This window comes from Vogesella fluminis, from assembly GCF_014652335.1.
GTDB classification, from domain to species: Bacteria; Pseudomonadota; Gammaproteobacteria; order Burkholderiales; family Chromobacteriaceae; genus Vogesella; species Vogesella fluminis.
Window position 1 is genome coordinate 74,166 of the sequence record NZ_BMYP01000013.1, and the last position, 21,263, is coordinate 95,428.

22 protein-coding genes are annotated in these 21,263 nt (G+C 62.9%); 8 read left to right on the top strand and 14 right to left on the bottom strand.

Annotation, left to right across the window (positions count from 1 at the left end):
• Window positions 1-141: 141 nt before the first annotated feature.
• From IE083_RS07035 to IE083_RS07055, 5 genes are all read left to right on the top strand, one after another.
• Complete coding sequence (locus tag IE083_RS07035) at window positions 142-849, top strand: SIMPL domain-containing protein (RefSeq protein ID WP_189352904.1); 708 nt, start codon at window positions 142-144, stop codon at window positions 847-849.
• Between the two features lie 99 nt (window positions 850-948).
• Window positions 949-1,557 (top strand): glutathione S-transferase, encoded by a 609-nt coding sequence (locus IE083_RS07040; RefSeq protein WP_189352905.1) that lies wholly within the window; start codon window positions 949-951, stop codon window positions 1,555-1,557.
• 12 nt (window positions 1,558-1,569) lie between these two features.
• A complete protein-coding gene (locus IE083_RS07045; protein WP_229799640.1) occupies window positions 1,570-1,845 on the top strand; it encodes an RNA polymerase sigma factor in 276 nt (91 codons plus the stop codon).
• A 323-nt stretch (window positions 1,846-2,168) separates the two neighbouring features.
• Window positions 2,169-2,426: a translation initiation factor IF-1 gene (gene infA / locus IE083_RS07050; RefSeq protein WP_047967331.1), complete on the top strand. Its 258-nt coding sequence runs from the start codon at window positions 2,169-2,171 to the stop codon at window positions 2,424-2,426.
• A gap of 25 nt (window positions 2,427-2,451) precedes the next feature.
• The gene (locus tag IE083_RS07055) at window positions 2,452-2,634 is read left to right on the top strand and encodes a hypothetical protein (protein WP_189352906.1); all 183 of its coding nucleotides are present in this window, start codon (window positions 2,452-2,454) and stop codon (window positions 2,632-2,634) included.
• Window positions 2,635-2,772: 138 nt separating this feature from the next.
• Here IE083_RS07055 and htpG read toward each other — a convergent pair whose 3' ends face one another.
• The 9 genes from htpG to IE083_RS07100 form a co-directional block, all read right to left on the bottom strand.
• Window positions 2,773-4,677 carry a molecular chaperone HtpG gene (gene htpG, locus IE083_RS07060; RefSeq protein WP_189352907.1) on the bottom strand — a complete coding sequence of 635 codons (1,905 nt, stop codon included), beginning with the start codon at window positions 4,675-4,677 and terminating at the stop codon, window positions 2,773-2,775.
• Between the two features lie 146 nt (window positions 4,678-4,823).
• Window positions 4,824-5,774, bottom strand: coding sequence for a 4-hydroxy-3-methylbut-2-enyl diphosphate reductase (gene ispH, locus IE083_RS07065; protein ID WP_189352908.1), 951 nt, complete (start codon window positions 5,772-5,774; stop codon window positions 4,824-4,826).
• Window positions 5,775-5,829: 55 nt separating this feature from the next.
• Complete coding sequence (gene lspA, locus IE083_RS07070) at window positions 5,830-6,351, bottom strand: signal peptidase II (protein WP_373295174.1); 522 nt, start codon at window positions 6,349-6,351, stop codon at window positions 5,830-5,832.
• Complete coding sequence (gene ileS / locus IE083_RS07075; protein ID WP_189352910.1) at window positions 6,338-9,118, bottom strand: isoleucine--tRNA ligase; 2,781 nt, start codon at window positions 9,116-9,118, stop codon at window positions 6,338-6,340. Before ileS ends, lspA begins: the two co-directional genes overlap by 14 nt.
• The gene (locus IE083_RS07080; protein WP_189352911.1) at window positions 9,115-10,050 is read right to left on the bottom strand and encodes a bifunctional riboflavin kinase/FAD synthetase; all 936 of its coding nucleotides are present in this window, start codon (window positions 10,048-10,050) and stop codon (window positions 9,115-9,117) included. Before IE083_RS07080 ends, ileS begins: the two co-directional genes overlap by 4 nt.
• Before the next feature lie 122 nt (window positions 10,051-10,172).
• Window positions 10,173-10,811 carry an OmpA family protein gene (locus IE083_RS07085; protein ID WP_189352912.1) on the bottom strand — a complete coding sequence of 213 codons (639 nt, stop codon included), beginning with the start codon at window positions 10,809-10,811 and terminating at the stop codon, window positions 10,173-10,175.
• Window positions 10,812-11,048: 237 nt separating this feature from the next.
• The gene (locus tag IE083_RS07090; RefSeq protein ID WP_189352913.1) at window positions 11,049-11,540 is read right to left on the bottom strand and encodes a DUF934 domain-containing protein; all 492 of its coding nucleotides are present in this window, start codon (window positions 11,538-11,540) and stop codon (window positions 11,049-11,051) included.
• A complete protein-coding gene (locus IE083_RS07095; protein ID WP_189352914.1) occupies window positions 11,524-13,182 on the bottom strand; it encodes a nitrite/sulfite reductase in 1,659 nt (552 codons plus the stop codon). Before IE083_RS07095 ends, IE083_RS07090 begins: the two co-directional genes overlap by 17 nt.
• 49 nt (window positions 13,183-13,231) lie before the next feature.
• Window positions 13,232-13,939 (bottom strand): phosphoadenylyl-sulfate reductase, encoded by a 708-nt coding sequence (locus IE083_RS07100; RefSeq protein ID WP_189352915.1) that lies wholly within the window; start codon window positions 13,937-13,939, stop codon window positions 13,232-13,234.
• A gap of 113 nt (window positions 13,940-14,052) precedes the next feature.
• Between IE083_RS07100 and cysB the strand changes: the two genes are divergently transcribed.
• Complete coding sequence (cysB, locus tag IE083_RS07105; RefSeq protein WP_047967321.1) at window positions 14,053-14,991, top strand: HTH-type transcriptional regulator CysB; 939 nt, start codon at window positions 14,053-14,055, stop codon at window positions 14,989-14,991.
• Between the two features lie 521 nt (window positions 14,992-15,512).
• The gene (locus IE083_RS07110) at window positions 15,513-16,058 is read left to right on the top strand and encodes a PepSY domain-containing protein (RefSeq protein WP_189352916.1); all 546 of its coding nucleotides are present in this window, start codon (window positions 15,513-15,515) and stop codon (window positions 16,056-16,058) included.
• Window positions 16,059-16,132: 74 nt separating this feature from the next.
• On the opposite strand, the gene IE083_RS07115 is transcribed toward IE083_RS07110, so the two are convergent.
• Window positions 16,133-17,284, bottom strand: coding sequence for an aminotransferase-like domain-containing protein (locus tag IE083_RS07115; RefSeq protein WP_189352917.1), 1,152 nt, complete (start codon window positions 17,282-17,284; stop codon window positions 16,133-16,135).
• Between the two features lie 79 nt (window positions 17,285-17,363).
• Here IE083_RS07115 and IE083_RS07120 point away from each other — a divergent pair, with 79 nt between their 5' ends.
• A complete protein-coding gene (locus IE083_RS07120) occupies window positions 17,364-17,819 on the top strand; it encodes a MarR family winged helix-turn-helix transcriptional regulator (RefSeq protein WP_189352918.1) in 456 nt (151 codons plus the stop codon).
• A 46-nt stretch (window positions 17,820-17,865) separates the two neighbouring features.
• Here IE083_RS07120 and greB read toward each other — a convergent pair whose 3' ends face one another.
• The 4 genes from greB to IE083_RS07140 form a co-directional block, all read right to left on the bottom strand.
• Window positions 17,866-18,423, bottom strand: coding sequence for a transcription elongation factor GreB (greB, locus tag IE083_RS07125; RefSeq protein WP_189352919.1), 558 nt, complete (start codon window positions 18,421-18,423; stop codon window positions 17,866-17,868).
• 66 nt (window positions 18,424-18,489) lie between these two features.
• Window positions 18,490-19,578, bottom strand: a complete 1,089-nt coding sequence (locus IE083_RS07130) for a pseudouridine synthase (protein ID WP_444545827.1) — start codon at window positions 19,576-19,578, stop codon at window positions 18,490-18,492.
• A gap of 245 nt (window positions 19,579-19,823) precedes the next feature.
• Window positions 19,824-20,447: an SMC-Scp complex subunit ScpB gene (gene scpB / locus IE083_RS07135; RefSeq protein ID WP_120810590.1), complete on the bottom strand. Its 624-nt coding sequence runs from the start codon at window positions 20,445-20,447 to the stop codon at window positions 19,824-19,826.
• A gap of 77 nt (window positions 20,448-20,524) precedes the next feature.
• Window positions 20,525-20,845 (bottom strand): YnfA family protein, encoded by a 321-nt coding sequence (locus IE083_RS07140; RefSeq protein WP_189352921.1) that lies wholly within the window; start codon window positions 20,843-20,845, stop codon window positions 20,525-20,527.
• Window positions 20,846-21,263 lie beyond the last annotated feature (418 nt).

Genomic DNA, 21,263 nt, shown 5'->3' on the forward strand with positions numbered 1-21,263 from the left:
CGCGGGCCGTGCTTTTTCATCACAAGGTTGGCCGCAAAACAGGCGCCGGCACCACATCCGGATGCCATAATGAGCCGGTACGATTGCAACCATCACGCATCGCCACAGTCACAGCGCTGTTTTCATCGCGAAAGGCCCATCATGTCCCTGTTCCTGCGTTCTTCCCGTCCGTTGCTGCTCGGCGTCACCCTGCTGCTGAGCCAGCTGGCACCGGCCCAGGCGGCCGAGCCCGCTACCCTCCTCAACCTCAGTGCCAGCGCCCAGCGCGAGTTGCCCAATGACCAGCTGAACGCGACGCTGTATATCCAGGAGCGCCAGCCACAGGCAGCGCAGCTGGCCGACAAGCTGAACCGCGCCCTCAACCGCGCCAAGGCCGACGCCGCCGGCTACCCGAAAGTGACCATCAGCAGCGGCAATTACCATAGCTGGCCCGGCTATGACAAAAGCGGCAAGATCAGCGGCTGGCAAGGCCGCGCCGACATCCGCCTGCACAGCCGCGACTTTGCCGCCGCCGCCGAGCTGATCGCGCAGCTGCAGAAATACATGCTGCTGGAGGGCGTGCAGTTCAGCGTTGCCGACAGCACGCGCAAGGCCACCGAGCAGACGCTGATTCCGGAAGCGATTGCCCTGCTGCTGCAGCAGGCCACCGCCGCCGGCAAGGCACTGGGCAAGCCGCAACAGCAGGTACGCGAGCTGACCATAGGCGAAAGCCAGCCCAACATGCCGCCGCTGCTGATGCGCGCCAAGGCGATGACGGCCGATGCGGTGGCCGAGGTGACCACTCCGGAATGGCAACCGGGTAAAAGCAGCATCCAGCTCAATGTCAGCGGCCGCATCGAGCTGCAATAAGCCCGCATCCGGCGACGGCGGGATTGACGCTCATCCAGCCGTTGCTGATACTGCGCTTACCATACCACCTCGTGACCCCGCCTCCAGGCACACACCACCATGAAACTGATTGCCTCACTGACCAGCCCGTTTGCACGCAAGGTGCGCGTGGTACTGGCCGAGAAAAAGATTGACTGCCCGCTGGAACTGGACATGCCCTGGGACGCCGGCAGCCGCATCGCCGAATTCAACCCGCTGGGCAAGGTTCCAGTCCTGCTGCTGGACGACGGCAGCACGCTGTTTGATTCGCGCGTCATCGTCGAATACCTGGACAGCATTTCCCCGGTGGCACGCCTGTTCCCGCAGGAGCGCCGCCAACTGATCGAAGCCCGCCGCTGGGAGGCGCTGGCCGACGGCATCTGCGATGCCGCCGCCAATATCGTGATCGAGCAGCGCCGCCCGCCGGCACTGCAAAGCGCCGACTGGATCAACCGCCAGCACGACAAGATCGTCCGTGGTCTGGCCGCCCTGGCGCACGACCTCGGCGAGCGCCACTGGTGCTGTGCCGACAGCTATGGCATTGCCGACATCAGCGTCGGTTGCTGCCTCGGCTACCTCGACTTCCGCTTTACCGGCTTCGACTGGCGAGCGCTGCATCCGAACCTGGCCGATCTGGCGCTGCGCCTGCAGCAGCGCGCCAGCTTCAGCGACACGCTGCCACCGGCGTAAGCAGCTTGTGCCATGTCAGCATGGCAATTCGGCCAATACGGACTAAGCTTATATCAGGCATGCACCGTCGCCTATTATCCAGCAAGGAGAATCATCATGCGGTTGGAACAAATGAAACGCATCGCGGACATGATCGGCCTGAAGAAAAAATCCCGCGAAGCAGTCTGCCTGATGGAAATCGACGGCATGACCGGTTATGCCGCCGCACGTCAACTTGATATCAGCCTCTCCACCGTTTCACGCGCGCATGCGCGCTTTCGCAGTGCCATGAAGCAGCTATCCAGCTAGAACCAGTCCGTCAAAAGCGGCGGGATGCCAAGGTGGCAACCGGCCGCTTTTTCCGGCGAGGGGTACACCGGCGGACCCGAGCCGGACATTCTGTGGCACAAAAAACTGACAAATCATGTATTTAGCGGTATAGTGCGATCTGTTTCCGTCTTGCTGGCACTGTTCTCGTACTGCTGCCGTCTGTTTTTGCCTGCCCTGCCCTACCTCGCAGGCGACACTCCCCAACACGGTTTCACATTTCTTTCCCGTTCATGCCGCTCATGAACGGGCCTTGGTGCATGGTCTGACGACCGGGCACGGAACCAGCTACCCGAAAGAATACAATGTCTAAAGAAGATATGATCGAACTGCAAGGTGTCGTTACCGAAATGCTGCCTGAATCGCGCTTTCGTGTACTGCTGGACAACGGCGTGGAAATCCTCGCCTACGGCTCCGGCAAAATGCGCATGCACCGTATCCGCGTGCTGATGGGCGATCGCGTCACCGTGGAAATGTCACCGTATGATTTGAGCAAGGGACGGATCAACTTCCGCCACCCGACAGCGCGCCCGGAAGGTGCTCCACAGCACTACCGCCGCTGACATTAAGAATTGAACAAGGAATTGAATGAAAATCCAGGAATTGCAACCAGGTGATCGCATCACCGAACAACGTCTTGACCATACCGTCGCCTACGAAGTCATTGCCATCCGCCAGGTTGGCCGCCGCTTCATGGTGACGTTCAAATCGGCACTGGGATTGTCCAGTGCACACTACCCCGGCGATGCCTACATCGCCGTTGCGCGCTAAGCACGCCGACCGCCACACGCCGCCGGCACTGCATCCACTACCACTGGCCGCCCCCCAATGAGAAACCGCCCTGCCAGCAGGCAGGACGGTTTGCAAGGGGCAAGCCACTGCGGCCAACGTTGGCCGCAATGCGCCGGATCAGGCCGACAACTCCAGCATCAGCTTGTTGATACGCTTCACGAAGGTAGCCGGGTCTTCCAGCTTGCCGCCCTCGGCCAGCAGCGCCTGATCGTACAGCACATGTGCCAGGTCTTCGCGGCGGCTGTCATCGTTCTCCGCGGCCAGACGCTTGACCAGCACGTGTTCCGGGTTGATCTCCAGCGTCGGCTTGGCACCTTCCGGTACCGGCTGCCCGGCGGCCTTCAGCATGCGCTCCAGGTGCGCGCTCATGTCGTGCTCGCCCACCACCAGGCAGGCCGGGCTGTCGGTCAGACGGGCAGTGGCGCGCACGTCCTTCACCCGCTCGCCCAGCGCCTTCTGCACCAGCTCCACCACCGGCTTGGCAGCTTCTTCCACCTGCTTCTGCGCGGCCTTGTCGGCCTCGTCTTCCAGCGCGCCCAGGTCCAGTGCACCCTTGGCGACGGATTGCAGCTGCTTGCCGTCAAACTCGGTCAGCGAGCCGGTCACCCACTCGTCCACGCGGTCGGTGAGCAGCAACACTTCCACACCCTTCTTCTTGAACACCTCCAGGTGCGGGCTGTTGCGCGCCGCGGACAGGCTGTCGGCGGTGATGAAGTAGATCTTGTCCTGGCCTTCCTTCATGCGGGAGGCGTAGTCGGCCAGTGCCACGTCCGGCACATCGCCTTCGCTGGCGGTGGACACGAAGCGCAGCAGCTTGGCAATACGCTCCTTGTTGCCGAAGTCTTCGCCGACGCCTTCCTTCAGCACCTGGCCAAACTCCTTCCAGAACGCGGCGTACTTGTCCTGGTTGTTGGCGGCGAGGTCATCCAGCAGGCCCAGCACCTTCTTCACGCAGCCGGCGCGGATGGCGTCGATGTCCTTGGATTCCTGCAGGATCTCCCGCGACACGTTCAGCGGCAGGTCGTTGCTGTCGATCACGCCGCGCACGAAGCGCAGATATTGCGGCATCAGCTTGTTGCTGTCTTCCATGATGAACACGCGGCGCACGTACAGCTTCACGCCCTGCTTGCGGTCGCGGTCCCACATGTCGAACGGCGCGCGCGACGGGATGTACAACAGCTCGGTGTACTCCTGGCGGCCCTCGACGCGGGCATGGCTCCAGGCCAGCGGCTCGGTGAAGTCGTGCGCCACGTGCTTGTAGAATTCCTGGTACTGCTCGTCAGTGATGTCGTTCTTGCTACGGGTCCACAGCGCGGAGGCTTCGTTGACCACTTCGAAATCGTCGCTGACGATCACTTCGCCGTTCTCGCCGTAGCTGTTGCCCTTCTTCATCTCGATCGGGATCGAGATGTGGTCGGAGTAGGTGCGCACGATGCGCTTCAGCGACCAGTCGTTGAGGAAGTCCTCGTTGCCGTCCTTCAGGTGCAGCACGATCTCGGTGCCGCGGCCAACCTTGTCCACCGGCTCCAGCGTGAACTCGCCCTCGCCGGCCGACTCCCAGCGCACGCCTTCGCTGGCCGCAGCGCCGGCGCGGCGGGTGGTCAACGTGACCTTGTCGGCGACGATGAAGGCGGAGTAGAAGCCGACACCGAACTGGCCGATCAGGTTGGCGTCCTTCTTGGCGTCGCCCGACAGCTGCTCGAAAAAGGCCTTGGTGCCGGACTTGGCGATGGTACCGATGTTGGCGATCACCTCGTCGCGGCTCATGCCGATGCCGTTGTCGGCGATGGTGATGGTCTTGGCATCCTGGTCGATGCTGATGCGGATTTTCAGCTCGGGATCATTCTCGAACAGGGCGGCATTGTTCAGCCCCTCGAAACGCAGCTTGTCGGCCGCATCGCTGGCGTTGGACACCAGCTCACGCAGGAAGATTTCCTTGTTGGAGTACAAGGAATGGATCATCAGTTTCAGCAGCTGTTTGACTTCGGTCTGAAAACCCAGGGTTTCTTTCTGTGCGCTCATGGCTATGTCTGAATGAAGAGTTGATAACAGAGGACAAGATGGCGGCAGGCGCAGATTCTTCAAGAGCCGCCCGGTGCGACCGGCCGCGGCCATGAAAAAACCCGGCACCTGTCGGTGGCCGGGTTGCGGGTGGGCGGGCGCGCGCGTCAGGCGCCGGTGCCGTCCTTTTTCTCGCGCAGGCCGGGCGGCAGCGCGAACACGATGCTCTCCTCCACCCCGTTCAGCTCGCTGACGCTGGTGGCGCCGAACAGGCGGATCTGCTCGATCACCGCCTGTACCAGCACCTCCGGCGCGCTGGCGCCAGCGGTGACGCCGACACGCTGCTTGCCGTCGAACCACGCCTGCTGCAGCAGGGTGGCGTTGTCGACCATGTAGGCAGTCACGCCGCGCAAGGCCGCCACTTCGCGCAGGCGGTTGGAGTTGGAGCTGTTCGGCGAGCCGACCACGATCACGATGTCGCACTCGTCGGACAACAGCTTCACCGCATCCTGGCGGTTCTGCGTGGCGTAGCAGATATCGTCCTTCTTCGGGCTGCTGATCTGCGGGAAGCGCGCCTTCAGCGCGTTGATGATGTCGCGGGTCTCGTCCACCGACAGCGTGGTCTGGCTGACATAGGACAGCCGCGACTCGTCCGGCAGCTGCAGCGTGGCGACATCGTCGACCGTCTCTACCAGGTACATGCCGTGCTCGACCTGGCCCATGGTGCCTTCCACCTCGGGGTGGCCCTTGTGGCCGATCATGATGATGCTCATGCCGGCCTGGTGCATGCGCTTCACCTCGACGTGCACCTTGGTCACCAGCGGACAGGTGGCGTCGTACACCGTCAGACCGCGGGCTTCCGCCTCCTGGCGCACCGATTGCGGCACGCCGTGCGCCGAGTAGATCAGGGTGGCGCCGGGCGGCACGTCCTGCAGCTCCTCGATGAAAATGGCGCCCTTGTCGCGCAGCTTGTCGACCACGAAGCGGTTGTGCACCACCTCGTGGCGGACATAGATCGGGGCGCCGTAGATTTCCAGCGCACGCTCGACGATGGCGATGGCACGGTCGACGCCGGCGCAGAAACCGCGCGGGTTGGCCAGCATGATGGTCTTCGTCATCGGGTATCCTTCAGTAGCTAAAAGGTTGGCCGCAAGGCTGCGGCCAACGTTGTCGTCATGGTTGCGGGTGGCGGAAGCTGTCGATCACCATCAGCACGGCGCCGACGCAGATGAAGCTGTCGGCTAGGTTGAAGGCCGGGTAATACCAGCTGTTGTAGTAGTGCACCTGGATGAAATCGATGACGTGGCCGTGCAGCAGACGGTCGATCACATTGCCCAGTGCCCCGCCGATGATGAACGACGCCGCCAGGCTCATCACCGTGCTGAAGCGCCCTTTCACCATCTGCCAGCCCAGCCAGCCGGAGACGACGAAGGCCAGCGCGGTGAAGAAGAACTTCTGCCAGCCGCCGGCATCGGCGAGGAAGCTGAACGCCGCCCCCGGGTTGTACAGCAGGGTGAAGCCGAAATAACCCGGAATCACCGCGCGGTACTCGCCGAACTGGTAGCTGGTGTTGAAGTGGATCTTGCTGAGCTGGTCGATCACGATGATCAGCAGCGCCAGCACGAACCACTTCAGGCTGTCACGCAGCGCCGTGGCCGGCGCTGCCGTTTGCAGTTCGACGTCAGGCGTGGACACGGGCCTCACCTTTGCCATCGATGTTGTCAACGCAACGACCGCAGACATTGCCGTGGCCGGCATGGCTGCCGACGTCGCTGCGGTAGTGCCAGCAACGGTCGCACTTGGCGTGCGCCGACGGCGTGACGGTGATGCTCAGCGCGCTGCCTTCGCTGACGCTGACGCACGACACCATCAGCACGAACTTGAGATCGTCGCCGAGGCTGGTCAGCAGCGGGAACAGCACTTCGTCGGCCACCACATCGACCTCGGCCTGCAGCGCGGAGCCGAGCTGCTCGGCACTGCGCAGCGCCTCGATATCCTTGTTCAGCTGCGCGCGGAAGGTGCGGATGGCCTGCCACTTGCCGACCAGGTCCGCTTCCTGCTGTTCGCCGGTGAGCGGGAACTCGTGCCACACGTGGAACAGCGGCGATTCCTCGTCGCTGCCAACCAGCACTTCCCACGCCTCGTCGGCGGTGAAGCACAGGATAGGCGACACCAGCAGCAGCAGGCTGCGGGTGATGTGGTACAGCGCGGTCTGTGCGCTGCGGCGTGCGTGGCTGCCCGCCTGGGTGGTGTACAGGCGGTCCTTGAGGATGTCGAGGTAGAAGGCACCCAGATCCTCAGAGCAGTAGTTGACGATTTCCTGCACCGCGTGGTGGAAGGCGTAGCGCGGATACAGCTCGCCAGTCACCTTCTCCTGCATTTCCTTGGCCATCAGCAGCGCGTAGCGGTCGATCTCGGCCAGGCGCTCGTACGGCACGGCGTTCTCCATCGGATCGAAATCCGACAGGTTGGCCAGCAGGAAGCGGAAGGTGTTGCGCAGGCGGCGGTAGCTCTCGGTGACGCGCTTGAGTATCTCGTCGGAGATCGCCAGCTCGCCGGAATAGTCGGTGGAGGCCACCCACAGGCGCAGGATGTCGGCGCCGAGGCTGTCGTTGACCTTCTGCGGCGCCACCACGTTGCCCTTGGACTTGGACATCTTCAGGCCCTTGCCGTCGACCACGAAGCCGTGGGTCAGCAGCTGCTGGTACGGCGCGCGGCCGATGGTGGCGCAGCCGGTGAGCAGCGACGACTGGAACCAGCCGCGGTGCTGGTCGGAGCCTTCCAGGTACAGGTCGGCCGGCCACGCCAGTTCCGGACGCTGCTTCAGCACCGCGAAGTGAGTGGAGCCGGAGTCGAACCACACGTCGAGGGTGTCGGAGAGCTTGCGGTAGTTGGCCGCATCGTCGCCCAGCAGTTCGGCGGCATCGAGGCTGAACCAGGCTTCGATACCCTGCTGCTCGATGCGCTGCGCCACCTGTTCCAGCAGCGCGGCGGAATCCGGATGCAGTTCACCGCTTTCCTTGTGCACGAAGAAGGTCATCGGCACGCCCCAGTTACGCTGGCGCGACACGCACCAGTCCGGGCGGTTGCCGATCATCGCTTCCAGACGGGCACGGCCCCAGGCCGGGAAGAACTCGGTGCTGTCCACCGCGTGCTTGGCGCGCTCGCGCAGCACCTCGCTGTCCTTGCCGGACTTGTCCATGCCGATGAACCACTGCGCGGTGGCACGGAAGATGATGGGCGTCTTGTGGCGCCAGCAGTGCGGGTAGCTGTGCAGCAGCTTTTCCTGATGGATCAGCGCGCCCTGCTCGACCAGCGTCTCGATCACTTTCGGGTTGGCTTCCCACACCGACAGGCCGGCGTACAGCCCGGTAGTGGACTTGTAGCGGCCGTTGTCGGCCACCGGGTTGTCCACCGGGATGCCGTACTGCTGGCCGACCTGGAAGTCTTCCAGGCCGTGCGCCGGCGCGGTGTGCACCAGGCCGGTACCGGCGTCGGTGGTGACGTGCTCGCCGCAGATGATCGGCACCTGACGGTCGTAGAACGGGTGCTGCAGGCGGATCAGTTCCAGCTTGTCGCCGCTGGTTTCGGCCAGTACCTCACCCTCGATGCCGTAGCGCTTGAGCGTGGCTTCGGCCAGATCTTTCGCCAGCAGCAGCTTGCCCTTGGCGGTGGCAATCAGTTGGTACACCAGCTTGGCATTGACCGACACCGCCTGATTGGCCGGCAGCGTCCACGGCGTGGTGGTCCAGATCACGGCACGAACATCGTCAACGTTGGCCGCAAGACCAAACGCCGCGGCCAACTTGTCGCCTTCCAGCACCCTGAAGCCGACGTCGATCGCCGGCGAGGTCTTGTCTTCGTATTCGACTTCCGCCTCCGCCAGCGCCGAGCCGCACTCGATGCACCAGTGCACCGGCTTCTCGCCCTTGAACAGGTAACCGTTCTCGTAAACCTTGCCGAGGGTGCGCACGATGTCGGCCTCGGTCTTGAAATCCATGGTCAGGTACGGGTTGTCCCAGTCACCCAGCACGCCCAGACGGATGAAGTCCTTCTTCTGGCGCGCGATCTGCTCGTGCGCGTATTCGCGGCACAGTTCGCGGAACTTGGCGGCCGGAATGTCCTTGCCGTGCAGTTTTTCCACCATCAGCTCGATCGGCAGGCCGTGGCAGTCCCAGCCCGGCACGTACGGTGCATCGAAGCCGGACAGGGTCTTGGAGCGGACGATGATGTCCTTCAGCACCTTGTTGACGGCATGGCCGATATGAATGTCGCCGTTGGCGTACGGTGGGCCATCGTGCAGGATGAACTTGGGGCGGCCGGCAGCGACTTTACGCAGTTTCTGGTAGCGCTGCTGTTCGGTCCAGCGCTTGAGCCAAGCGGGTTCACGTTTGGCCAGATCACCCCGCATCGGGAACGGGGTATCCAGCAGGTTTACGGTCTTGCGATAGTCGATGCTCATGCCTGATCTCGTTGCAAACTGGTCAAATAGGTTCTGGCGCTGGCGGCATCACGTTCAATCTGCGCCACCAGCTCGTTCAAATCATCATAACGCGCTTCATCGCGCAATTTTTTCAGGAAGTGCACCGAAACACGCTGGCCATACAGATCACCGTGAAAATCGAACAAATGCACCTCCAGCTTATAGTGCTGGCTGTCGGTGACCGTCGGGTTCTTGCCGAGGCTGGCCACGCCGCCGAGCCGCCCCTGCGGCGTATCGACCTCCACCACGAACACCCCCTGCAGCGCCGGGCGCAGATGCGGCAGGTGCACGTTGGCAGTCGGGAAGCCGATGGTACGCCCCAGTTTCCGGCCATGCATCACCTTGCCGCTGATCTGGTACGGCCGCCCGAGCAGCATTGCCGCGCCACCCAGATCTCCTGCGGCCAACCTTTCGCGCACCAGCGTGCTGGACGCGCGCTCGCCGGCCACCAGCACCGACGGCATCGCCTCGGTGACGAAATCGGGACAGGCGCTGAGCAGCCCGAAATCGCCCTTGCGGTCGGCACCGAACTGGAAATCATCGCCGATAAGCAGATAGCGGGTCTGCAACTGCCGCAGCAACACCTCGCGCACAAACAACTCGGCCGGCATGCGCGAAAAGGCACGGTTGAAACGGTAGACAAACACGTAGTCGACCCGTTCTTCTTCCGCTAGGAATTGCAGCTTGTCGCGCAGTACCGACAACCGCGCCGGCGGCTGGCTGCGGGCAAAGAACTCGCGCGGGTGCGGCTCGAAAGTCAGCAGCGCGGTAGGCAGGCCACGGGCGGCGGCCTCGTGCCGCAAGCGGGCCAGCATCTTCTGATGGCCGAGGTGGACACCGTCGAAATTACCGATGGTCAGCGCACAGGGCAACAAGTCATGGCGACGCGGGTCGCCCAGGAACGCTCGCATGGACAGTCGTGCTCGAAAAGAAACAAACAGTGATTTTAACCAGCCACCCTGAGCCGCGCCAGCCCAAAGCCAAAAAACAAAAGCCCCGGCAGGAGCCGGGGCTTTCTGGCAGGAAGCGAGACTTACATCTTCACTTCTTTGGCAGTTTCGACAGTCACTTCGAAGCGACGATCCGGCTCCAGGCAGGCGATACGCTGGGTGCGAGCCTTGATCTTCGAGCACTGCTCGGTCATCTTGGCTTGCGATTCGCCAGCGCCGGAAGCGGTAATCTTCTCGGCCGGGATGCCGCCGGCAACCAAGTAGTCCTTCACGGCGTTGGCACGACGCTCGGACAGCTTCTGGTTGTAGGCTTCGGCGCCCATGTAGTCAGTGTGGCCGACGATGGCAACCGACTTCAGGTACTTGTCGCCCTTCAGCTCGGCAACCACGCCATCCAGCGCTGCGTTGCCGGAGGTGATCACGGTCTTGTCGAAGGCGAACAGGCCGGCAGCAGACAGGGTGAAGGACTTGATCTGGGAAACCACGGCAGGGGCCGGAGCAACGGGTGCAACAGCAACCGGCTTCGGAGCTTCCTTGTCGCCGCACTCAACCAGACCGTTGGCTTCCTTGTTGAAGTAGCCGTCTTTCCAGCATTCGCCGTAGGCATTGCGAGCCACGTTGTCCAGCGCGCCGTCGGTGGCATAGCCGGACTTGGCAGCGAAGGCACCGCTGGACAGCATCATGGCAACAACCAGTGCGCTCAGTTTGATCGATTTATTCATAGCATTTCCTCTTTGTTGGATAAGTCTGCCAGCTACGCAAGACTGCTCATGACAAGCACGGTACGTCAAGCTTTAAGACAAACGCGAAATTCATCCGTTGCCAGATAGTTGGAGTGACTATAGGTAGCCGATGACTACCATGTCAACTTTTAGCGCGATGAAATACGACAGAAAAAGCAACACACATGGCGTGCATTTTATCGAAAACCATGGTTTGAGTTGTCAACAAGCAACAACTCAACGCGAAGTGCGTCTTTTAAACAACGGCTCCGGCTGCCGTACCGTCGACTGGTACTGGTCGCTGAAATCATGTAAGCCGCCCAGCGCCGCCTCTGCCGGCCGGTCACCGCGAATGGCGAACACGGTAAAGCCAACCTGCGACAGATAGGCCAGCTGGTCGCGCTGCACGTCGCCAATGGCGCGCAGCTCTCCCTGATAGCCGTAGCGCTCGCGCAGCAAGCGGGCAAGGCTGTAGCCGCGGCCATCGGTAAAGGCCGGGAAATCGATGGCCACCAGCGGCAGCCGTGCCAGCTGCGGCGCCAGTACTGCCAGGTCGGTATCCGGTGCCAGCCAGACTGCAGTCTGGCCGCTGCGGGCCGAGGTATCGGTCGCCAGCCAGATTGCCAGCGGCAGGATGACGTCCTCTGCCGCACCATAGCTTTCGTCGTCCGCACGGATCAGGCGCCAGGCATCTTCCGTGACCGCGTTGTTCTTAATGAGATTTTGCATAAACGCGCTCCTTGAATGGCTCCAGCCCGATGCGGCGCACGGTCTCGATGAAGCGCTCGCCCGCCAGGCGTTGCTCGACGTACAGGGCCATGATTCTTTCGAATGCCAGCGGCACATCGGCCTGGGCAAACGATGGCCCGATCACCTTGCCGATGGCGGTGTGGTTGCCCTGGCTGCCGCCGAGGGTGATCTGGTACCACTCCTCGCCATTTTTATCAACGCCAAGAATACCGATGTTGCCGATGTGATGATGGCCACAGGCGTTCATACAGCCCGAGAAGTTGCAGTCGATGTCGCCCAGGTCGAACAGGTAGTCGAGGTCGTCGAAGGTGCGCTGTATCGCCTCGGCCACCGGAATGGAGCGGGCATTGGCCAGCGAACAGAAGTCGCCGCCCGGACAGCAGATGATGTCGGTGAGCAGGCCGACGTTCGGGGTGGCAAAGCCGTGCGCGCGCGCCAGCTGCCAGACATCGAACAGGTCGCGCTCGCGGATGTCCGGCAGGATCAGGTTCTGCTCGTGCGATACCCGCAACTCGCCGAAGCCATAGCGGTCGGCCCAGTCGGCGGCGGCGTCCATCTGTTCGGCCGTGATGTCGCCGGGCGGCACGCCGGTCTTCTTCAGCGACAGCACCACCGAGCGGTAGCCAGGCTGCTTGTGCGCGTGGGTATTGCGTGCCACCCAGCGTGCGAACGCCGGGTCGCGCGCCAGCGCGTCGGTCAGTTCGGGCGGGCTGGCCGCAAGCGTTTCGTAGGCAGGGTCACTGAAAAAACCGGCGTAATGGGCAATATCCTCGTCACGCAATGTGGCTGGGCCGTCCTTCAGGTGCGCCCATTCGTCCTCCACCTTGGCGGCAAAGCCCTCGGCAGTCAGCGCCTGTACCAGGATCTTGATGCGGGCCTTGAACTTGTTGTCGCGGCGGCCGAAGCGGTTGTACACCCGCAGAATGGCGTCAAGATAGGTCAGCAGGTGGCGGGTGGGCAGGAACTCGCGGATCACCTTGCCGACCATCGGCGTGCGGCCCAGGCCGCCACCGACGATCACGCGGAAGCCCACCTCGCCGGCGTCGTTCTTCACCACGTGCAGGCCGATATCGTGTACCAGGGTAGCGGCACGGTCCTCGACGCTGCCGGAGACGGCAATCTTGAACTTGCGCGGCAGGTAGGCAAACTCGGGATGCAGCGTGCTCCACTGGCGGATGATCTCGCAGTAGGCGCGGCCGTCGATCAGCTCGTCGGCGGCGACACCGGCAAATACGTCGGTAGTGGTATTGCGCACGCAGTTGCCGGAAGTCTGGATCGAGTGCATCTCGACCTCGGCCAGTTCGGTCAGGATGTCGGGTACGCGCTCCAGCGCCGGCCAGTTGAATTGCATGTTCTGGCGGGTGGTAAAGTGGCCGTAGCCCTTGTCGTAGGTGCGGGCAATGCGGGCAAGGCGGCGTAACTGGCGGCTGGCGAGGTGGCCGTACGGGATGGCGATGCGGAACATCGGCGCATGGCGCTGGATGTACAGGCCGTTCATCAACCGCAGCGGGCGGAACTCGTCCTCGGACAGCTCACCGACCAGGTAGCGGCGGGTCTGATCACGAAACTGCTCGACACGCTCGCGCAGCAGGCGGTGATCCACTTCATCGTACTTGTACATGCTTCTGTTTCCTCAAGCGGGGCTGGCCGCACGGCTTGCGGCCAACCTTTCAGGCATTCGGGCGTTTCAGCGGGCTGGCCTTCACGTGCAGGCCGCATTCCTTCGATTCCGGATTTTCCCACCACCAGCGACCGGCACGGATGTCCTCGCCCACCGCGATCGGCCGGGTACAGGGCGCGCAACCGATGGACGGCACATGCTTGTCGTGCAGACTGTTATAGGGCACATCATTGGCGCGGATGTATTCCCACACTTCTTTTTCGGTCCACTCGATCAGCGGGTTGAACTTCATCAGACCGTTGTCGGCGTCGAACTCGCGGTCGGTGAGATCCTGCCGCGTCGGCGACTGCTCACGGCGCAAGCCGGTAATCCATGCCGACAGGCCGGTCAGCGCGCGCTTCAGCGGCTCGATCTTGCGGATGTGGCAACAGGACTTGCGCAACTCGACACTGTTATAAAAGGCATTGATGCCGTTGTGGTTGACGTAGGCTTCCAGCGCCGCCGCATCCGGATAGTAGACACGGATCGGGTGGCCGGGGTAACGCTCGCCGACCTGCTGCATCAGGGTGTAGGTTTCCACCGGCAGGCGCCCGGTATCGAGGCTGAAAATGCCGATCGGCAGGTTGCGGCTGGCAATCAGGTGCATCAGCACCATGTCTTCGGCACCAAAACTGTTGGCCAGCGCGGCAGGCAAGTGGTCGCGGGCGATGGTATCGAGCAGGGCTTCGGTATGCGCTAGCTTGTCGGCAAGGCTCATCGTGGGGCCTCCATGGGCGTTCGGTCTGAAGTCTGCCATGGTAGCGAAAGCCCTTAAAGCCGAAAAGAATATTGTGTTAGTATTTAATTACTTTAGGTTTTAAGGAGCGCGCCATGAAACTCCAGCAGTTACGCTATCTGGTCGAAGTCGCCAAGCAGGGCCTGAACGTGTCCGAAGCGGCCGAAAAGCTGCACACCTCGCAGCCGGGCATCTCCAAGCAGATCCGCCTGCTGGAAGACGAACTCGGCATCCAGGTGTTCATCCGCAACGGCAAGCGCGTGGTCGCGGTGTCGGAGCCGGGCAAGGAGGTGCTGCGCATCTCGGAGCGCATCCTGCGCGAGGCGCAGAACCTCAAGCGCGTCGGCGACGAATTCTCCAAGGAAGCGGAAGGTGCGCTCACCATCGCCACCACCCACACCCAGGCCCGCTACGCACTGCCCAAGGTGATCGCCGAATTCGTGCAGCGCTACCCGAAAGTGCGGCTGTCGATCAAACAAGGCAGCCCGACGCAGATCTGCGACATGGTGGTGTCCGGCGAGGCCGATCTTGCCATCGCTACCGAAGGCATCTCGCTGTACAAGGAACTGGCGATGCTGCCCTGCTACGAGTGGAACCGCAGCATCGTGGCGCCGGACGGCCACCCGCTCCTGGCGTTGCAGCGGCCGCTGACGCTGGACGACATCGTCGCGCACCCGATCATCACCTACGATTTCGCCTTTGCCGGCCGCTCCAAGATCAACCAGGCCTTCACCAGCATCGGCAAGACGCCGAACGTGGTACTGACCGCGATCGACACCGACGTGATCAAGACCTACGTCAAGCTCGGCCTCGGCATCGGCATCATCGCCAGCATGGCGTTCGAGGCCGAACGCGACATCGGGCTGCAGGCGCGCGACGCCAGCCACCTGTTCGACGCCTCGGTGACCAAGATCGGACTGCGCAAGGACGCCTACCTGCGCGGCTACGCCTACACCTTCATCGAGCTGTTCGCGCCGCACCTGCACCGCAAGGAAGTGGACGCCGCGCTGCACCACGGCGACGATGAGGAATAAGCCGCCCGTAACAGTGGCCAAAGGTTGGCCGCACACTTGTCAAGCCATGGGTCCATGACGGCAAGTCCTGAGCCGACATGGACCGACGGCCGCCATGGCAGATCCCCGTCACCATCAGGCGCCGGGCATGCATTGCCGGGCGCGGCCACCCGCACCTGTCAGATCATCTGCAGTCACAGCCGCTCGCCTGGCATGTTTCACACAAAGCCATGCCACATCACTTGCCCCACCTACTGCCGGATGGCGGACTCTGTCCGCCATTTACTGCGCCAAGCTTACCTCTCCCCCGATTTAGCCCGAAGCCGCCTTTTGTGTACCGCGTCAGGCGGCCCAAAACCATCCGCCGGATGGCGGATTGACAGCATATGGCAGCTTTTCATAAACTAAAATAACAATAGTTATCATTATTAATAAAATATGGAGTTTATGCTTTGAACAAGTCTTAAGTCATACCACCGCGCAACGGCAAGCCCGAGTGGCAAGCCCGCTTCGCCCGCTTTGCCCGCTTCACGCACAAATGGATGTCGGTGTTTCTCGGTCTGGTCATTCTGGTTACCACCCTGTCTGGTCTGTTCATCACCTTCAAGAAAGACCTGGAATACCTGCAGCCAGCCTCGCGCAAGGGCGAGAAGGGCGAGATCAGCCAGTTCCTGCCGCCGGAACAGATCGCCAACATCGTGCTGGCGCTCAAGCTGCCAGAAGCCAAGTCGCTGGACGACATCAACCGCATCGAGCTGCGCCCCGGCAAGCGCATGTGGAAAGTGCGCCTGGAGCAGACCTCCGAGTTCAGCTCCCCACGTGAGCTGCAGATCGACGCCATCAACGGCAAGGTGCTGAACGACGGCCTACGCGGCGACCAACTGTGGATGGATGTGCATTCCTTCATGGTATTTGGCAAGGTTACCAGCTACACAGCGATGATCCTGGCCGGCATCACCCTGTTCTGGCTGATTCTGACCGGTTACTACCTGTTCTTCTATCCGTACTGGGCCAAGGCCAGCAAGGGCCGTCGCACTGCCGACAAGGCACCACTGGTTGCCAAGCTGCAGACCGAGAGTAGAGGCTGATGTCCGCATAGGCAAAACGAACAAGGCCTCGCGCGTGCGCGAGGCCTTGTTGCTTGACCAGCCCTGCAACCGGCTTACTGCGTATCGCGGATCAGCCTGGCGAGGCGGGCGACGCCTTCCTCGATGCGCTCCGGCGTGGCGTGGCTGAAGTTCAGGCGCAGGCGGCCGATGCCGTCGGCCTGGTTGGCGTAGAACGGCTCGCCGGGCATGAACGCCACGTTGTGCTCGCCCAGCGCCACCTTCAGCAGCTCGCGGGTGTCGCGCGTGGTTTTCAGCTTCAGCCAGAAGAACAGGCCGCCCTGCGGCACCTGCCAGTCGGCCAGATCGGCAAAATGCTTCTCCAGCGCGGCCTGCATCGCGTTGCGGCCAACCTTGTACTTGGCCTGCAAGCCGGCCAGATGCGCCGGGTAGTTGCCGCTCTTCAGCCATTCGCTGATGAACCACTGGCCCGGACGGTTGGAGTGCAGATCCACCGCCTGCTTCAGCTTCAGCAGGTAGGGCATCAGGTCCGGCGAGGCGATCAGGTAGCCGATGCGCAAGCCCGGTGCCAGCGTCTTGGAGAAGGAGCCGCAGTAGATCCACGACGCCGATTTCAGGTGGGTGACCAGCGGGGCCGGCGCGTCGCCGTCGTAGGACAGCGCGCGGTACGGGTCGTCCTCGATCAGCACGGTGCCGGCGGCGTCGATCACCTCGGCCAGCGCCTTGCGCGTGTCCACGCTGTAACAGGCGCCGGACGGGTTCTGGAAGGTCGGGATCAGGTAGGCCAAGCGCGCCTTGCTGCTGTCCAGCGCCGCGGCCAGCGTGGCCGCCGGCAGCTGGCCGTCTACCTGCTGCACGGTGGTGATGTCGGCACCGAACAGCTTGAATACCTGCAGGGCCGCGAGATAGGTCGGGCCTTCGGTGATGACCGGTGTGCCCGGATCGATGAACAGCTTGGCGGCCAGGTCCAGCGCCTGCTGCGAGCCGGACAGCACCAGCACCTGCGACGGGTCGCACTGCAGGCCGATACGGGCCACCTCGCGTGCGATCTGCTCACGCAGTTCCGGTTCGCCCTCGCTGGTGCCGTACTGCGCCAGATGCGGCGGTACGCCGCTGAAATCCAGTGCCGGCAGGCAATCGGCAGCCGGCAGGCCGCCGGCAAACGAGATCACTTCCGGGCGTTGCGCCGCGGCCAGAATCTCGCGGATCAGTGAGCCGGACAGGCGTTCGACGCGCTCTGAAAACATGTTACTCTCCTCGGGAAGACAGGTTTTTATTAGTCAAACTGCTTGACCAACTTAACGCTTAATGACCTTTACGTCAACCATGATTTCCCTGCCCGAATCCTTTGTTTTGCGCGACGCCATGAAGGCGTTTTTTCATGCCTACCAGGCCTTTACCGACAAGCCGGACGAAATGCTGGCGCGGCGCGGCCTGGCGCGGGTGCATCACCGCATCCTGTTCTTCGTGGCACTGCATCCCGCGCTGTCGGTCAAGGACCTGCTGGCCTGTCTCGACGTCACCAAACAGGCGATCAACATTCCGCTGCGGCAGCTGATCGAGATGGGGCTGATCGCCACCGACACCGCCAGCCACGACAAGCGGGTGAAGGAGCTGCGCCTGACCGAGGAAGGCCGCAAGCTGGAGGACGCGCTGCACCGCGAACAGGCGCGCCTGCTGATGCAGGCGTTTGCCGAGGCCGGCCAGGACGCCACCGAAGGCTGGCTCAAGGTCAACCAGGCGATGAGCCTGCTCAGCAAGTCCGACATTCCGCGCAGCTGACACGCCATGCGGCCAACGTTGGCCGCAAGCGCCCCCTCCCCGCCCCTCAGGCTATGCGCTCGTAGCGCACCTCCAGAATCTCGATCTCCTCCTCGCCGTCCGGACCACGGAAGAACACCGTATCGCCTTCGCGTGCCTTGATCAGCGTGCGCGCGATCGGCGAGATCCAGCTGATGTGGCCGCGCGCCAGGTCGATCTCGTCGACGCCGACGATGCGCAGCAGCTGCTCGCCGCCGTGGCCACGCTGGATCAGCACCGTGGCCGAGAAGAACACCTGGTCGGTGGCCTCGCGCAGCTCCGGATCGACCACCTCGGCGATCTCCAGCCGCTTGGTCAGGAAGCGGATGCGGCGGTCGATCTCGCGCAGGCGGCGCTTGCCGTACAGGTAGTCGCCGTTTTCCGAGCGGTCGCCGTTGCTGGCCGCCCAGTTCACCACCTGCGTCATGTGCGGGCGCTCGTGCTTGACCAGCTGGTTCAGCTCCTCGCGCAGGCGGTGCCAGCCCGCCGGCGTGATGTAGTTCTTGCTCGCGGCCGGCAGCCGCTGTTCCGCCGGCAGCTCGTCGTCGTGCTCGTCGTCCTGCTCGCGGGTAAAGGCTTTGCTCATGTATACATCCCGGAATGAAAAAACGCCCCCGGCCGGAGCAGGAGGCGTTGATGGCCGGCAACAGGCTTACTTGGCCGCGTCGCCGCCGCGTACCTTAATCTGGCCGGTGGAGGTCAGACCAGCCCACTTCATCACCGCTGCCACTTCGGCCTCGTTCAGCTCGTAATACTGACCGCGCTTGAGGCGCGGTGGCAAGCCGATATTGCCGAAACGGACGCGAATCAGGCGGCTGACCGAAATGCCGAAGTGCTCGAACATGCGGCGCACTTCGCGGTTACGGCCTTCGCGGATCACCACCTTGTACCAGCGGTTGGCGCCCTCTTCCGCGCCACCCTGCTCGCTGATGCGCTGGAAGTGGGCGGTGCCGTCTTCCAGTTCGATGCCGGAGGTCATCTCCTTCATCTGCTCGCGGGTCAGCTCGCCCAGCACGCGCACCGCGTATTCGCGGTCGAACTCGAAGCTCGGGTGCATCATGCGGTTGGCCAGCTCGCCGCTGGTGGTCACCAGCAGCAGGCCGGAGGTATTGACGTCGAGACGGCCGATCGCCACCCAGCGGCTGGACTTGGCCTGCGGCAGGCGGTCGAACACGGTGACGCGGCCACCCGGGTCGTCACGCGACACGATCTCGCCTTCCTGCTTGTGGTACATGATCACGCGCGGCAGGCGGTCGGCCCACTTCAGCTTGATCGGGTTGCCCTTAGCGGTCACGCGGTCCTGCGGACCGACCTTGTCGCCAAGCTCCGCCTTCTTGCCGTTGACGGTGATGAAGCCGGCCTCGATCCACTCTTCCATCTCGCGACGCGAGCCAACGCCGGAGGCGGCCAGCGCCTTCTGCAGCCGCACCGGCTCGATATTGCTGTAGTCGACGCGGGTTTCGCGCAGACGGGCGGAGCGCTCGGCGATTTCCTGCTTCGGCGCACGCAGCGCCAGTTTCTTGGCACGCGGCACCTTCACCGCCGGCGCCTCGCGGCGCGCCTTGCCGAACTCGTTGCTGCCGCGGCCGTCCGGCGACGGCGCGCCGCCCGGAACCGCGAAATTCTTGTTGCCGAACTGGCGCTCGTGCTTGAATGCGGCCTCGCCACGGCCGGCATTGCCACGGCGGCTGTCCGGGTTCTGCGTGCTGCCGTCGCGGCGGCTCTGCGCGGCCGGGGCCACGTTGCGGGCATCGGCGGGGTAGGTGCTGCCGTCACGACGGGTTTTCAGCACGGTTTTCGGCAGTGGCTTGCCGCTTGGTGCCGCAGCAGGCGTGCTGCGCGGGTTGAAGCTGGCCGGGGCCTTGGGCTGCAGCGGTTTGCCGCCGAAAGCCGGGCGATCGCTGGACGGGTTGCGGGATTGGCCGGATTCCTGGCCACGGACGCGGGCGACGGGTTGGCGCGCGTGATTGCGTTGTCCTTTAGACATCATGATTCCTGTTCAGTATTTTGGGGCGCCTCATCAGCGAGGGGCACTTCACCGTCCTCATCCACGTTGGCCGCAAGCTGCTCCGGCAACACCAGCGTGCCCAGCTCCGCCAGTGGCGGCAGGTCACGCAGGGTGTTGAAACCCAGATCATCGAGAAACTTGTGGGTGCTGGCGTACAGCCCAGGACGGCCGGGCACGTCTTTATGCCCGATCACTTCGATCCAGCCCCGCTCCAGCAGGGTCTGCATCACACTGGTGGACACCGACACGCCGCGGATGGATTCGATATCCCCGCGGGTGACCGGCTGTTTATAGGCAATGATGGCCAGTGTTTCCATCACGGCACGCGAATAACGCGGCGGTTTTTCCGGCGTCAGTCGCGCAAGGTAGGGGGTGAACTCGGCGCGCGCCCGAAAGCGCCAGCCGGAGGCGAGCTTGACCAGCTCCACGCCCCTGCCCTTCCAGTTCTGCCGGATCTCGTCGAGGATGTCATTGATCAGCGCCGCCTTGACGTCTTCGGTGAACAGCTTTTTCAGCTGGCCGACGGTAAGCGGCTCCTGCGCCGTCAACAGCGCGGTTTCCAGCACGATCTTGAGATAATTAAGGTCGGTAATGGTCGACATGACAGCCCCGGAACAACGGGCACAACAGAACGGAAGGTGCGGATTTTACACGATTTTTTGCCCGCGATCGGAATAAATCATGAGCGCGGCGCCAGCATGATCACCGCCATGCCGGCCAGGCACAGCCCGACCCCGGCCACATCCCACAAGGTTGGCCGCACACCATCCACCGCCCACAGCCACACCAACGCCACGCTGACATACACCCCGCCGTAGGCGGCATAGATGCGCCCCGACGCATCCGGATGCAGGGTGAGCAGCCAGGCGAACAGCGCGAGACTCGCCGCCGCCGGCAGCAGTAACCACGGCGAGCTGCCCTTTTTCAACCACAGCCACGGCAGATAGCAGCCGACGATCTCGGCCAGCGCCGTCAGCACGAACAGGCCGAAGGTGTGCATGGGGTTTCCTTTACTGCTGGGATGCTTATTACGGGTGCGATGGCAAACCGTTGTTGCGGCTGGTATGCGCTGGGGCTTGCGGCCAACCTTGCTTGCCGGCGACCGTCGCTTGCGGTGGAGCGGCATGATGCCACAGCGTATGGGTGGATGGCTTGTCGTGACTACTCAAACGCCCAGAGGTTGGTCGCAAGGATTGATGCCAGACGAACCAGACAATCAATCAATTTTGCCCTAATGGCATTTGCCGTTATCATTGCCAACCCATTAGCCATGCGAGTGGCTAGCCACTGACGGTCGTCCCGCTCCGCTGTGCACTTGTGGGAATGCAACTCGCGACTCAGCTTCAACGTTAGACGCCACCAACCCACACACTCCCAATAGAACGAAACCCCATGTCGCTATCTGCAATAGAAATTGA

Bases quoted from the DNA above. Each gene is read 5' to 3' on its own strand.
- htpG (WP_189352907.1), bottom strand. From the start codon at position 4,677: ATGAGCGCACAGAAAGAAACCCTGGGTTTTCAGACCGAAGTCAAACAG.
- IE083_RS07055 (WP_189352906.1), top strand. From the start codon at position 2,452: ATGAAAATCCAGGAATTGCAACCAGGTGATCGCATCACCGAACAACGT.
- IE083_RS07115 (WP_189352917.1), bottom strand. From the start codon at position 17,284: ATGTTTTCAGAGCGCGTCGAACGCCTGTCCGGCTCACTGATCCGCGAG.
- IE083_RS07090 (WP_189352913.1), bottom strand. From the start codon at position 11,540: ATGCAAAATCTCATTAAGAACAACGCGGTCACGGAAGATGCCTGGCGC.
- greB (WP_189352919.1), bottom strand. From the start codon at position 18,423: ATGAGCAAAGCCTTTACCCGCGAGCAGGACGACGAGCACGACGACGAG.
- IE083_RS07095 (WP_189352914.1), bottom strand. From the start codon at position 13,182: ATGTACAAGTACGATGAAGTGGATCACCGCCTGCTGCGCGAGCGTGTC.
- scpB (WP_120810590.1), bottom strand. From the start codon at position 20,447: ATGTCGACCATTACCGACCTTAATTATCTCAAGATCGTGCTGGAAACC.
- IE083_RS07110 (WP_189352916.1), top strand. From the start codon at position 15,513: ATGTCGGTGTTTCTCGGTCTGGTCATTCTGGTTACCACCCTGTCTGGT.
- cysB (WP_047967321.1), top strand. From the start codon at position 14,053: ATGAAACTCCAGCAGTTACGCTATCTGGTCGAAGTCGCCAAGCAGGGC.
- ispH (WP_189352908.1), bottom strand. From the start codon at position 5,774: ATGACGAAGACCATCATGCTGGCCAACCCGCGCGGTTTCTGCGCCGGC.
- infA (WP_047967331.1), top strand. From the start codon at position 2,169: ATGTCTAAAGAAGATATGATCGAACTGCAAGGTGTCGTTACCGAAATG.
- ileS (WP_189352910.1), bottom strand. From the start codon at position 9,118: ATGAGCATCGACTATCGCAAGACCGTAAACCTGCTGGATACCCCGTTC.
- IE083_RS07040 (WP_189352905.1), top strand. From the start codon at position 949: ATGAAACTGATTGCCTCACTGACCAGCCCGTTTGCACGCAAGGTGCGC.
- IE083_RS07140 (WP_189352921.1), bottom strand. From the start codon at position 20,845: ATGCACACCTTCGGCCTGTTCGTGCTGACGGCGCTGGCCGAGATCGTC.
- IE083_RS07085 (WP_189352912.1), bottom strand. From the start codon at position 10,811: ATGAATAAATCGATCAAACTGAGCGCACTGGTTGTTGCCATGATGCTG.
- IE083_RS07035 (WP_189352904.1), top strand. From the start codon at position 142: ATGTCCCTGTTCCTGCGTTCTTCCCGTCCGTTGCTGCTCGGCGTCACC.
- IE083_RS07120 (WP_189352918.1), top strand. From the start codon at position 17,364: ATGATTTCCCTGCCCGAATCCTTTGTTTTGCGCGACGCCATGAAGGCG.
- IE083_RS07100 (WP_189352915.1), bottom strand. From the start codon at position 13,939: ATGAGCCTTGCCGACAAGCTAGCGCATACCGAAGCCCTGCTCGATACC.
- IE083_RS07080 (WP_189352911.1), bottom strand. From the start codon at position 10,050: ATGCGAGCGTTCCTGGGCGACCCGCGTCGCCATGACTTGTTGCCCTGT.
- IE083_RS07045 (WP_229799640.1), top strand. From the start codon at position 1,570: ATGTCAGCATGGCAATTCGGCCAATACGGACTAAGCTTATATCAGGCA.